10 protein-coding genes are annotated in these 12,622 nt (G+C 74.2%); 2 read left to right on the forward strand and 8 right to left on the reverse strand.

From position 1 onward, the window contains the following. Window positions 1–296: 296 nt before the first annotated feature. The 6 genes from VKA29_RS20740 to VKA29_RS20765 form a co-directional block, all read right to left on the reverse strand. Window positions 297–908 carry a hypothetical protein gene (locus VKA29_RS20740; protein ID WP_324787377.1) on the reverse strand — a complete coding sequence of 204 codons (612 nt, stop codon included), beginning with the start codon at window positions 906–908 and terminating at the stop codon, window positions 297–299. Next, a complete protein-coding gene (locus VKA29_RS20745) occupies window positions 895–2,433 on the reverse strand; it encodes a substrate-binding and VWA domain-containing protein (protein ID WP_324787378.1) in 1,539 nt (512 codons plus the stop codon). The genes VKA29_RS20740 and VKA29_RS20745 overlap by 14 nt, the downstream gene beginning before the upstream one ends. Continuing rightward, window positions 2,430–3,599, reverse strand: a complete 1,170-nt coding sequence (locus tag VKA29_RS20750) for a toxic anion resistance protein (RefSeq protein ID WP_324787379.1) — start codon at window positions 3,597–3,599, stop codon at window positions 2,430–2,432. The genes VKA29_RS20745 and VKA29_RS20750 overlap by 4 nt, the downstream gene beginning before the upstream one ends. After that, window positions 3,596–4,669 (reverse strand): substrate-binding domain-containing protein, encoded by a 1,074-nt coding sequence (locus VKA29_RS20755; protein ID WP_324787380.1) that lies wholly within the window; start codon window positions 4,667–4,669, stop codon window positions 3,596–3,598. The genes VKA29_RS20750 and VKA29_RS20755 overlap by 4 nt, the downstream gene beginning before the upstream one ends. 186 nt (window positions 4,670–4,855) lie before the next feature. Next, a complete protein-coding gene (locus VKA29_RS20760; RefSeq protein ID WP_324787381.1) occupies window positions 4,856–5,296 on the reverse strand; it encodes a hypothetical protein in 441 nt (146 codons plus the stop codon). 99 nt (window positions 5,297–5,395) lie between these two features. Continuing rightward, window positions 5,396–6,607, reverse strand: coding sequence for a pyridoxal phosphate-dependent aminotransferase (locus VKA29_RS20765; protein WP_324787382.1), 1,212 nt, complete (start codon window positions 6,605–6,607; stop codon window positions 5,396–5,398). Between the two features lie 127 nt (window positions 6,608–6,734). Between VKA29_RS20765 and VKA29_RS20770 the strand changes: the two genes are divergently transcribed. Beyond that, window positions 6,735–7,601 carry a hypothetical protein gene (locus VKA29_RS20770; RefSeq protein ID WP_324787383.1) on the forward strand — a complete coding sequence of 289 codons (867 nt, stop codon included), beginning with the start codon at window positions 6,735–6,737 and terminating at the stop codon, window positions 7,599–7,601. A 1,106-nt stretch (window positions 7,602–8,707) separates the two neighbouring features. Then, window positions 8,708–9,553 carry a serine protease gene (locus VKA29_RS20775; RefSeq protein ID WP_324787384.1) on the forward strand — a complete coding sequence of 282 codons (846 nt, stop codon included), beginning with the start codon at window positions 8,708–8,710 and terminating at the stop codon, window positions 9,551–9,553. Between the two features lie 18 nt (window positions 9,554–9,571). Here VKA29_RS20775 and VKA29_RS20780 read toward each other — a convergent pair whose 3' ends face one another. Next, window positions 9,572–11,182, reverse strand: coding sequence for a D-aminoacylase (locus VKA29_RS20780; protein ID WP_324787385.1), 1,611 nt, complete (start codon window positions 11,180–11,182; stop codon window positions 9,572–9,574). A gap of 43 nt (window positions 11,183–11,225) precedes the next feature. Continuing rightward, window positions 11,226–12,503: an amino acid deaminase gene (locus VKA29_RS20785; RefSeq protein ID WP_324787386.1), complete on the reverse strand. Its 1,278-nt coding sequence runs from the start codon at window positions 12,501–12,503 to the stop codon at window positions 11,226–11,228. Window positions 12,504–12,622: the final 119 nt, after the last annotated feature.

The raw sequence follows: 12,622 nt of genomic DNA on the forward strand, positions 1-12,622 counted from the left end.
CGTCGGCTCAGGCCGCGCCCTGCTCCGGCGCGCGGCCGGCCGCGGCCACAAGGCGGCGAGGCTCCGCTCACCAGCGTGGCGGGCTCTTCGCCTGCCCTCCGCCGCAGCGCGCCTCCCCGCCGGGCGTGCCGTCGGCTCCCGGTGGCCTGCCGCGTGCCGCGTGCGGCGCGTGCTTGTCCGCGCCCACTGCGCCGTCCGCGTCCGGCGGGCTGTCCGCGCCTGGTGTGTTGCCTGCGGGCCGGTGCGCTGCCTGCGCTTGGCGGGTCATCCGCGTCCGGCGGCTGTCCGCGTTCGGCTCAGGGGGTTCCGCCTCGGTCTTCCAGGTAGCGCGTGTGCGACTCCTGGCGGCGTGCCTCCGCCTCGCGCAGGGACGCGGCGAGCCGTTCCGCCTCCTCCTGCAGCAGCGTGAGCTGCCGCTCCAGATGGCGCTCGGGGGGCTCCTGTCCGGGCGCCAGCCGCGTCCACCACCGGGTCCGTACGAACGCGTCGACGGCCTCGGGGAGGTCCTGCCGTACCGTCCGGGACAGCACGTGCACGCCCTCCGGGTCCTGGGCGAGCACCTCGGCGGCCCACCCCGGGTCCAGCAGCCCGGCCAGCAACCGCGTCAGCTCGGTCAGCCGGCCGGCGGCCGCGGGCGGCAGCTCGATGTCCGCCAGGTAGCCGCCGAGCTGCTCGAAGTCGTCCCGCACCGCCTCCAGCCGGGCGGACGGATCGGGGAAGTCGGGCGGCGCCGGACGCTCCGGCGGCGCGATCAGCGCGCCCGCGCCGTACAGACCGGCCACCACGACCGGCCAGTACGGGCCCGCCGCCCCGGCGAAGGTGAGCCCGAGCCCGGCGAGCCCGCACACGCTGCCGGCGATGTTCTTGCGGGACTCCAGGTATCTCCCCAGGGATCTACTGGTAGCCACGGATCTCCTCGAAGGCGCCGTCCAGCGAGCCCTCCCGGGCGTCGAAGAGGCGGCCGCCGGTCAGGTCGGCGATGTGCGCCAGCTCGCCGCGGTCGGAGTCGCCGAAGAGGATCGGGAAGACGGGGGTCTGCCGCCGCGCCGGGGTGAGCGAGCGGTAGAAGGCGTCGAACGCGCCGGCCTTCGCGCCCGTGGTGTTCTCGCCGTCCGTCATCAGCACGATCGACGTGAACGTGTCCTCGCCGGCGCCCAGGTGCTCGTACGCCTTCTCCAGCGACGTGTAGATCGCGGTGTCGCCGTCGGCGGACAGCCGTGCGGTGTCCTCGCGGATCGCGTCCAGCCCCGCCCGCGGATCGGCCGGGTCGACCACATGGGTGCGCACGCTCTTCACGTCCGACCCGAACGGCATCAGGGTGACCTCCTCGCGGTCGCGGAAGTCGCCGGTGAGGTCGCGCAGCGCCGTCTTCAGCCGGGTCAGCCGGTCGCCGTCCATCGAGCCGGAGGTGTCGAGCACGTACACCGTGCGCGAGGGGCGGCGCAGTTCGTTCTCGTACGCGTCGAGCAGCCCGTCGGCCACCGACCGGCTGCCCGGGAAGGGCAGTTCCCGCCGCCGGCCGGGGTCGAGGCCGGCCGCGGGCCGTACGGAGGTCACGACCGGGCGGCGGTGCGTGCGCTCGGTGATCAGCCGCTGGACAGCCGGCGCGCGCAGCGCCTCGGTCAGTCGGCGGACGTCCCCGCGGGCCGCCGCGGACGCCGGACGGAGCGAGGAGAGCGGGTAGTCGGCGGTGACGACGCCGTCCCGGGGGCGGATCACGGTCAGGCCCGGCAGGGACTTCAGCACGGACTCGTAGTTGAGCAGGGCGTCGACGGTGCCGCGCCGCCGGTAGGCGGTCGCCAGCCAGCCCGACGAACCCGACGTGAGCTTCTGCCCGGCGAAGAACTCCTTCAGCCGCGGGGTGGCCTTCCCGACGTCCGCGTCGGTGAGCGCGGACTGGGCCCCGGAGAGGGCGGAGGCGACCGAGACGAGCGTGGCGAAGCCGGAGTTGGAGCGGGCCGGGTCGGTCATGCCGTAGGTGAGCCTGCCGTCCTGGACGGCCTTTTCCACCTGGGACCAGGTGACGTCGTCCGGGCGCCAGCCGAGCGCCTTGACGGTGGCCGTCCGGACGCCGACGGCGACCGGGCTGGACATGACCGGCGTCTCGGAGACCACCCGGCGGGCCGCCTCGGGCCGCAGCCGCAGGTAGTCGTTCGACGACAGCCACAGCGCGTCGTACCGCCCGTCCGCCTTGCCCTCCGCGAGCAGGTTCACCGCGTCGAGCGTGCCCATGTAGGTGGGCCGGACCCGGATGCCGGTGTCCCGGCGGACCCGGTCGAGGACCGGGGTCATGTCGCCGAGCTCGCTGGAGGCCAGGACGCGCAGCGTGCCGGCTTCGGCGGCGCCGGGGTCGCCCCGGTCCTCGTCCCGTGGCGCGGAGCAGGCGGTGAGCAGGGCGACGGCGGCGAGGACGGCGGCCAGCGGGCGTCTCATGCGAGCCCTCCGTCCAGCGCGCCCTGCGACCGGCTGCGGTCCAGGTGGGCGCTCGCCTGCCGCAGTTCGGCGCTGAGCGACTCCACCGTCGCGGCCATCGCCTCCGTCGCCTGCACCTTGTAGCTGTCGATCGCGTCGAGGGTGCGGTAGATCTGCTGGAACGCCGACCGCAGGGTCTCGGCGCCGACGGCCGGGTCGGCGGCGATCCGCTGGATGTCCCCGCTCTGCGTGGCCAGCATCTCGGCGTTGCCGCGGATCAGGTCCTCCGTGGTGCCGCGCAGGGCGTCCACCTGGTCGGCGACCTTCTTCTGGTGGTCGAGCGCGGAGGCCAGCATCACGGAGATGCGCAGCGCGGACACCGTGGTGGTGGCCGCGCGGTCCACGCCCTTGATCAGCTCCTCGTTGTTGCGGCGTACGACGTCCATGGCGAGGTAGCCCTGGGCGCACACGGCGAGCTGGGTGAGCAGGTCCTGGTGCTTCTGCCGGACGGGGAAGAGCACGTCGGCCCGCAGCGAGTCGGCCGCCTGCGGATCCGCGGTCGCGTCGAGGTGCCGTTCGACGGCCGCGTCCAGCGCCTCGGTCAGCACCACGTACTCCTGCAGCTTGCCCATGGTCTCCCACAGGCGGATCCGCTCGGTCTGCAACGCGGCGTTGTCGCGCCGCAGTTCGTCCTGCCCGCCGCGCAGGGAGCCCACGATGGCGTGCAACGTCCCCTGCGCGGAGGCGTACTTGGCGACGTGGTCGCGCAGCCGGTTGCCGCCGGGCAGCCGGGACAGCAGCCTGCGGCCGCGGCCGGCCGGCTGGTCGCGCGGGTCCAGGTCCTCGACCACCCGCCTGAGTTCGACGAGCGAGCCGGCCACCTTCGCGCTCGCGTCCCCGCCCTTGGACGGCAGGCTGCGCACCGTGCGCTCCAGCATCCGGTTGGACTGCGCGGCGGCGGCCCGCATCTCGCCGGAGCCGAGGGCGGTGATCTCGCCGACCTTGCCGGCGAACTCGGGGGAGCGGGCGTCGAGGGCGGCCAGCCCCTGGACGTAGGCGGCGGCCTTCTCGGCCATCGCGGTGCGGACGTCGTCCGCCACGGGTACCAGCCCGCCGGCCTTCTCGGCCGGCACGGGCGTGACGGCCTCGGGCGGAGTGAGGGTGAAGTCGTTTCCGTTGTCGGTCACTTGTCGTCCCCCCTGGCCCGGCGCGCCATCTCGTGCAGCACCGCGGAGGTGGGCACGGGCGCCTGCCGGACGCCGGTCAGTTCCTTCTTCAGATAGGTCTCGGAGGTGCCGAATCCGGCGGCCGCCCCCTGCGGGCGGAACCCGTGCCGCACCGCGAGCTTGCGCAACAGAGGGTCGGCGGACAGCAGTTGTGCGAGGGCCCGGCCGTCCTCGGTGAGCGGTACGACGGTGTGGTCGCTGTCGACGGTGGTGTCCGGGTAGAGCACGACGAGGTCGTCGGGCCGCTGACCGTCCGCCAGGAGAGAGGCGACCTGCGACTCGTAGACCAGCACCAGAGGGTTGCCGGCGCCGCTGACGAAGTCGCGGAACAGCGCGTCGCTGCCGGCCTGCTGGGCCCCCTGGACGCTGACGAGTCTGCGCAGCAGCGGCGCGGTGCGGTCCAGGTCGGCGTCACTCGCGACCACCCGGCCGTCGTTGGCCACGTAGGAGGCGGCGGCGAGGTAGAGGGCGCCGGAGTTGGACGTCTCCGGGTCGGTGCTGGCGACGAAGAGGGTCCCGCCCAGCTCGCCGTACGCGCCGGCGCCCTTGAGCTGCTGCCAGGTGCGGTCGTGGCGGGCGGCGTCGAGGTAGGCGGCCATGTCCAGGGTGCCGCGGTGGGCGGTGTCGAGGGTCGCCAGGCCGTTCGCCGCCAGCACCTCGGCGGCGCCGCGGTGAGCGACCACGACGAGCGGCGAGTAGAAGGGCCGCGGCAGGCTGCCGTGCACCTTGTACCGGGCCGCCAGCTGGGCGGCGGGCGCCTGGCTGGACGGGAACGCCAGGTCGTAGCCCTTGAGGTCGAGCCCCTCCATGGCCCAGGACCCGGAGGTCTCGGCCTGCACGGTGTAACCCTTGGCGGCCAGGGCCTTCACCACGTCGGGATCGGCGAAGTAGTCCGCCTTCTCCGATCCGATCACCATGCGCACGGTCTTCGCTGCCGTGCTCGTGTCCTCAGCCTTCCGGCCCGCCACGACGGCTGCCACCACGCCGCCGATCAGCAGGACCGCGAGGACGATTCCCGCGATGCGTCTCACAGGCTGATCGTGTGCGCGGAAGGGGACGTTCCCGGGCCGCGGGGGTGAACGGGGAGTGAAGTGGCCGTCCCGGTACGCAACCGGAACGGCCGTCGTCACTTTCCCGCCGTCGTCTTCGTGGCGCCCGGTCCGCGCGTCGCTGCGGGTGCACGCGGACCGGGGCCGTTCGGGGGAGCCCTCGGGGGCTCAGCGGGACGCGAGTTCGCGCGGTTCCAGGGCCGCCGCGTGGGCGTCCATCTGCTCGGCGGCCAGGATCGCGGCCCCCGTGTCGGCGCGGGAGGCCGCCACCACCAGGGCGCGGCCGGCCAGGGCGTGCGCCCGTCGGTGCAGGGCGGTGGGATCGGTGTCGGCGGGCGCCGCGGACGTGCGGGCCGGCGGCCGGCCGCCGCGCAGCCGGGCCACCTGGCCGGCGACCCGCTCGGCCGCCTCGTCCCAGGCGGAGCAGGGACTCAGCGCCCGCAGTTCGTCCGTGACGGCGAGCAGGGCCGCCAGATGGCCGGCGAGCTGGATGTCCAGCTCCTCCTCGCGGGAGCGGTGCGGGAAGTCGGTGTTCGTCTTCGTGTTCGTGCCGGCCATCGCGCCGTGGACGGACCGACTGGACGGAGCAGTGCGGATCGGTTCGTACATGGATGGCCTCCTGTGCGCTGACAGGAAGCCATCCTAGCTTGGATTTCGTCTAAAGTGGCGCCGTTCGGGAGACGGGGCCGTTCGTCCTCTTGCGCGGCCTCAGGGCTGGCTGTAGCCGTCCAGGAAGGTGCCGATCCGGCCGACCGCGTCCCGCAGGTCACCCACCGTGGGCAGGGTCACGACCCGGAAGTGGTCCTGCTCCGGCCAGTTGAACCCGGTGCCCTGGACGACCATGATCTTCTCCTGGCGCAGCAGGTCCAGCACCATCCGCCGGTCGTCCTTGATCTTGAACACCTTGGGGTCGAGGCGCGGGAAGAGGTACAGCGCGCCCTTCGGCCGCACGCAGCTCACCCCCGGGATCTGCGTCAGCAGCTCGTACGCCGTGTCCCGCTGCTCCTTCAGCCGCCCGCCCGGCAGCACCAGCTCGTTGATCGTCTGGCGCCCGCTGAGGGCGGCCACGACCCCGTGCTGGCCCGGCATGTTCGCGCACAGGCGCATGTTCGCCAGGATCGTCAGGCCCTCGATGTAGGACTCGGCGTGCGCGCGCGGACCGGAGATCGCCATCCAGCCGACCCGGTAGCCGGCCACCCGGTAGGCCTTGGACATGCCGTTGAAGGTGAGGGTGAGCAGATCCGGGGCGATCTTCGCGGTGGGCGTGTGGGTGGCGCCGTCGTACAGGATCTTGTCGTAGATCTCGTCCGAGCAGACCAGCAGGTTGTGGCGGCGGGCGATGTCCGTCAGGCCCTTGAGCATCGCCTCTTCGTAGACCGCGCCCGTCGGGTTGTTCGGGTTGATGATGACGATCGCCTTGGTGCGGTCGGTGACCTTCCGCTCCACGTCGGCGAGGTCGGGCATCCAGTCGGACTGCTCGTCGCAGCGGTAGTGCACGGCCGTGCCGCCGGCGAGCGAGACCGCGGCCGTCCACAGCGGGTAGTCGGGTGCGGGTACGAGCACCTCGTCGCCGTCGTCCAGCAGGCCCTGCATCGCCATCACGATCAGCTCGGAGACGCCGTTGCCGATGAAGACGTGCTCGACGTCCGTCTCGATGCCCAGGGTCTGGTTGTGCATGACGACCGCGCGGCGGGCCGCCAGCAGGCCCTTGGCGTCGCCGTAGCCGTGGGCGGTGGAGACGTTGCGGAGGATGTCCTCCAGGATCTCCGGCGGGCACTCGAAGCCGAACGCGGCCGGGTTGCCCGTGTTGAGCTTGAGGATGCGGTGGCCGGCCGCCTCCAGGCGCATCGCCTCCTCGAGAACCGGGCCCCGGATCTCGTAACAGACGTTGGCGAGTTTGGTCGACTGGATCACCTGCATGACAGTTGAGCTTACGGCCCGGTAACGCCTTTTGGGCCGTGTTTTCCGCCACGTGAGACGCGGTGGTTTGTGCGGTTATCGCCCACGGCTGTCCCAGGGGCCCCACCTGTCCCTACAATGCGCGGCCATGTCCTGGCACCCTCAGCAAGAAAACGGGGCGCACGGCGCACAAGCCGCGAACGGCGCGACCGGTGCGCACGGCGGCGACGGCGCGTATCCGGCCATGGACGAGCCCCAGGTGCCGCCGAACGTGTACCAGCCGATTCCCCATTCGGCCCCCCGCTACGAGGAGTACGCCGATCCGGCGGCCGCCCACGGCTGGCAGAACGCGTTCGACCGGACGGCGGAACTGCCCGTGATCGCCGCCCCGGCGGACGCGTATCCGCCGGACGTGTACCCGTCTGACGGGCACTCGGCGGACGCGTTCCCGCCGGAGGGGTACGCGGCGGACACGTATCCGCCGGACGGGCATTCGGCCGGTCCGGGCGTGCTCGAGCAGTACGAGCAGTACGTGGGCTACGGCGACCCGGCGCGGCCCGGTGAGCCCGCGGCGGACGACGGGCCGGCGGTCGCCGGCGGCTCGCGGCGGCACGGACGGCCGACGCGCCGGGTCCCGGTGGCCGTGGGCGGAGCGTGCGTGCTGCTCGTCGCCGTCGTCGCCGGTCTCCTCGGCTCCGGCTCGGGCGACGGACCGCGGCCGGGGACGGGGGGCCAGGAGGAGGGGGCGAAGAAGAAGGACGGGGTGTCCGTCGCGCCCGTCTCGCCGCCGTCCGGCGGCGCCGAATCGACCGGCTCCGGCGACGCGCACCCGTCCGCGAGCCCGTCGCCCACCGCCGCTGAGAAGTCCGCCTCCCCGACCGCCGCCGCGGGTGGCGGCACCGCGGACGCCACCACGGCGCCCGCGGCCACGTCCGCCGCCGCCACGACCGAGCCGGCCCGTGGCAACGGAGGCAACCCGGGCCGCGGCAGGGGGGCCACCAAGGGCCCCAGGTGAGCCCCCTCCCGGCCCCCGCCCGTCCCTCCGGCCTCGCCCCGCCCCCGGAGCCGGCGCGCCGGTGCCCGAGCCGGTGCGCCGGCTCCCAGCCGGCGAACCCGCCCTCAGCGGCCCGGTCGCTCCGGCGGCACGTCTGCGCCGAGCCGCCGGCACCGCCCCAACGCTCCCGGCGGTTCCGACGGCACGCCCGTGCGGGATCGGCACGGCCGCCGGAGCGGGCCGCCCGTTCCGGGCCGGCGTGTCGGTCCCGCACGGAGGGCGGCGGTCCGACCGTGGCGCTGTGCCGGACGGTCGTGCCCGACCGCGGTCCGGTCGGCGGTGACGGTCCTGCCGGTCAGCCGTCCGCGGCGCTCCGACGCCGTCCCCATGCGGCGGAGGCGTCGTCGCGGCAGTCGCCGCGGAACCGCGCGGTGGGACGGTGATCAGCCCGGGCCGGGTGTGGGGCGTCGGCGTCAACTTGCGTGGGCGCTGCGGCAGGCGTGCAACGCCTTGACGCCTGGCCGGTCGACGTCGGCTTCCTCGACAGGGGTTCGTCGTCCGGCCCGGCGCCCCTGGTGGAGGCGCCGGCCGAGGACGGCCCGCAACACCGAACTCGCCGGGCGGCTGGAAGCCCTGGGCTTCGCGCGTGCGGCGGGCCCAGGGCCGGCAGCGGGCCGAGCGGGTGCTGGACCCGGTCCGGGCCGACCCGCCGGTCTCCGAGTCGCGACGCGGACTCGGCCGGGGCGCGGGCGTCAAGGGCCTGCACGGCCGGCGCGGGCGCGAGCGGCACCTCGGGGCGGCAGTGTCCTTTTCCAGCCGCGTCTCCGTCAGCCGCGAGGCGCTGCTCGACCGGTACGCCGACGACGCGCCGGGCGCGGGCCGGGTCACCGTAGGCCCGCCGGGAGCCCTTGCGTCCGCCGCGAGTCCTGGCGCCCGCCGCGAGTCCCGGCGACCGTCGGGCGCCCCGAGGGGCGCCCCGGGGAGTGCTCCGAGGGGCGCCGCGGCCGTCCGCGCCGCGGCCGGAAACACCTTCTTGCCCATCCACCCCTCACCCCTCACAATGCACATGACAAATTCGTGGGCGGCCGGAGGATCTCCGGTCGCCCCGTCGCAAGAGGGGACCCCACATGAAGAAGCCTCTCGGCGCCGCGCTCTTCGCCCTGGTGATCGCCGGGGCGGGCGCGGCACCCGCGGTCGCGGCACCGGCGCCCACCGAGCGCGCCGCCGCGCCCACCCTCCAGGCCGTCAACTTCGCCGGCACCGTCTCGCTCAGCAACTGCTCCGGCTCGGTCGTCCGCTTCCCGAACTCCGCGGACACCGACCCGGCGCTCGTGCTCACCAACGGCCACTGCCTGGAGACCGGGTTCCCGGCGCCCGGCCAGGTCATCGTCGACCAGGCGTCCAGCCGCTCGTTCGGCCTGCTCAACGCCTCCGCCACCCGGGTCGGCACGCTGCGCGCCAGCAAGGTCGCGTACTCGACGATGACCGACACGGACGTCACGATCTACCAGCTCACCACCACGTACGCGCAGATCAGGAGCACGTACGGGATCAGCGCGCTGACGCTGAACGACACCCACCCGGTCGCCGGCACCGCCATCACGGTCGTCTCCGGCTACTGGAAGAAGACCTACGCCTGCAACATCGACGGCTTCGTCTACCGCCTCAAGGAAGGCGACTGGACCTGGAAGGACTCCGTCCGCTACACCTCCGCCTGCAACACCATCGGCGGCACGTCCGGATCGCCCGTCGTCGACAACGCCACCGGCAAGGTCGTCGCCGTCAACAACACCGGCAACGAGAACGGCGAGACCTGCACCGTGAACAACCCCTGCGAGGTCGACGAGAGCGGCAACGTGACCGTCCGTCAGGGCATCAACTACGCCCAGGAGACCTACCAGATCCCGGCCTGCTTCGGCGCCGGCAACAAGCTCAACCTGAGCGCGGTCGGCTGCACGCTGCCCAAGCCGTAGCACGTCGACGGCGGGCGGTCACACCGGAGTCCGGCGGACCGCCCGCCCCGCGAGCACGTCCGTGCGCCGGCCGTCCTCGATCACGAACCGCCCGTCGACCAGCACGTACGGAATGCCCGTCGGCAGCCTGCGCGGCTCCTCGAAGGTGGCGCCCGCCGCCACCGTCCGCGGGTCGAACAGGACCAGGTCGGCCCGGAACCCCTCGCGGACCAGCCCCCGGTCCGGCAGCCGCAGCCGGGCCGCCGGGCGCGAGGTGAGGTGGGCCACGCACTCCTCCAGCGACAGCAGGCCCGACTCCCGCACGTAGTGGCCGAGGTAGCGCGGGAAGGTGCCGTAGGCGCGCGGGTGCGGCCGGGCGCCGTGCAGGAGGCCGTCGGAGCCGCCGGTGTGCGCGCGGTGGCGCAGGACGGCCCGCACGTTCTCCTCGTGGCCGACGTGGAGCAGGACGGTCGTACCGAGGCCGTCCGCCAGCAGCAGGCGGCGGGCGGTCGCCCAGGGGGCCTCGCCGCGCGCGTCGGCCGACTGTCGCACCGTGCGGCCCACGTGGTCCGCCAGCCGCGGGTCGCGCACCCCGGAGACCTCGACCGTGTCCCAGTCGACGGGCACGCCGTGGCAGCCGTCCGAGCCGACGTCCTCCAGCCGGTGCCGGATGCGCTCGGCCGTCTCCTCGTCCGCCAGCCGCTTCAGGGTCTCGCGCGGACCGCCCTCGCCCGCCCAGCCCGGCAGCAGCGCCGCGAGGGTCGTGCAGCCCGGGGTGTAGGGGTAGCTGTCGAGGCTGATGTCGGCCCCGGCGTCCAGCGCCTCGTCCAGCAGGGCCAGCAGTTCGGGCGCCCGGCCCTCGTTGACCCCGAAGTTCATGGTGGCGTGCGCCAGGTGCAGCGGGCAGCCCGCCTCCCGGGCCACGGCCACCATCTCCGCGTACGCCTCCAGCGCGCCCGCCCCGTAGGAGCGGTGGTGCGGGCAGAAGTAGCCGCCGTGGGAGGCCACCACCCGGCACAGCTCGGTCAGTTCGGCGTCGCTCGCGTACCCGCCGGGCGGGTAGGTCAGCCCCGACGACATGCCGACCGCGCCCTGCTCCAGGCCCTCCGCGACCAGCCGCCGCATCCGGTCCAGCTCCTCCGGCGTGGCCTCGCGGTCCTCCCAGCCGACGGCGAGCGCGCGCACCGTCCCCTGCGGAACCAGGTAGGCGGCGTTGACGGCGATCCCGCGGTCGAGACGGTCCAGGTACTCGCCGACGGAGCGCCAGTCGAAGTCGACGTCGTCGCCGTGGCCGTTCCAGCCGGCGATCGCGTCGCGCACCTCGGCGAGCGTGCGGTCGTCGACGGGGGCGTACGACAGCCCGTCCTGGCCGATCACCTCCAGGGTCACGCCCTGCGCGGCCTTCGCGCTGTGGTCGGGGTCGCGCAGCAGGGCGAGGTCGCTGTGCGCGTGCATGTCGATGAAGCCGGGGGACAGCACCAGGCCCTCGGCGTCCAGTTCCCGCACGGCACTGGGGCGTTGGCAGCCGGCGGCCGCGGCCTCCTTGACGATCGACACGATCCTGCCGTCGGCGATCACCACGTCCGCGCGGTACGACGGTTCACCGCTGCCGTCCACCACGTCCGCGTCCCGGACGACGAGGTCCTCCACGGTCGGCTCCCTCCTCGGACTCTCGCAGGACTTCCCGTACGCCTCAGAAGAACGTACGGATGTACTCGACGACCGTGCCGTCCGCCTCGGCCACCGGGATCAGCGGCCACTTGTCGAACGACGTGCACGGGTGGGACAGGCCCAGGCCCAGCCAGTCCCCGACCTCGAGGTCCGCCTCGGCGGTCGTGCGCAGCCAGGCGTGCTGGTCGGACAGCGCGGTCACCGAGATCCCGGCGGCCGGGCGCTCGGTCCCGTCCCGGCGTACCACCTGGGCGACGGGCAGGTCCAGGTCGTGGGCGGCGTCGCGCTTGCCCGCGTTGACGAACGCCTGGTCGGGCGAGGGACGCGAGACGACCTGCGTCCACAGGCGGAACGCCGGCTCCAGCGCGCCCTCCTCGGGCACCCGGTTGAAGGGGGTGAGCCTGCGGTACCGGCCGTCGTCGTGCGTGACGTAGGCCCCCGAGCGCAGCAGCTTCAGCACCGGCGCGGACAGCCCTGGGATCTCCGCGAACACCTCGGCCACCGCGTCGAACCAGGCGCTGCCGCCCGCGCTGACGACGATCTCGTCGCGCCCGGCGAAGCGCCCCGCCCGGTCGAAGCCGACGGCGAGCGCGACCAGCCGCCGCAGCCACCCGCGCACCCGCTCCGGGTCGGCCCGCGGCACCTCGCCCTCGTACCCGGCGACCCCGGCCAGCCGCAGGGTCCGCGTCGCCGCCACCGCGTCGGCGACCGCCGCGCACTCCGCCTCCGTCCGCACGCCGGTGCGCGCGTCGGCACCGGCCGCCAGCTCGACCACCACCTCCAGCGGGCGGGCCGCCCCGCGCAGGGCGGCGTCCATCAGCTCCACCCCGCGCACGGAGTCGACGTAGCAGATCAGCCGGAAGTCCGGGTCGGCGTCCCGCTCGGCCGCGATCCAGCGCAGGGCGGCCGGGTCGACGACCTCGTTGGCGAGGAAGGCCCGCCGCACGCCGAACGCCCGCGCCACACGCACCTGGTGCGGCACCGCCAGCGTGATGCCCCACGCGCCGCGCTCGGTCTGCCGGTGGAACAGCTGGGGCGCCATGGACGTCTTGCCGTGCGGGGCGAAGGCGAGGCCGTGGCGGGCCGCGTACGCCTCCATCAGCGCCAGGTTGTGCTCCAGGCGCTCGGCGGACAGGGCGAGCACGGGCGTGGTGAAACCGCCGGTGAACAGGTTGCGGCGCTGGGCGGCCAGCTCGCCGACGGTCAGGCCGTCGGCGTCCGGCGGGAGGCCCTTGAAACGGTGGTCGACGCGTTCCCCGGCCAGGCGCGCGAGCGCTCCGGAGGGACTGCCGGCGGTCATGGAGCCTCCCTGATCGGTCGCCACCCGGACGGGGGCGGCGCTCGAAACGGTGCTGTCGGACGCGTGGTTCGCGGTGGCGGCGGTGCTGAGCGGTTTCGTGTAGGCGTCTGATAACGAAG

The sequence above is a fragment of the Streptomyces sp. H51 genome (assembly GCF_035656535.1).
Classification (GTDB): Bacteria; Actinomycetota; Actinomycetes; order Streptomycetales; family Streptomycetaceae; genus Streptomyces.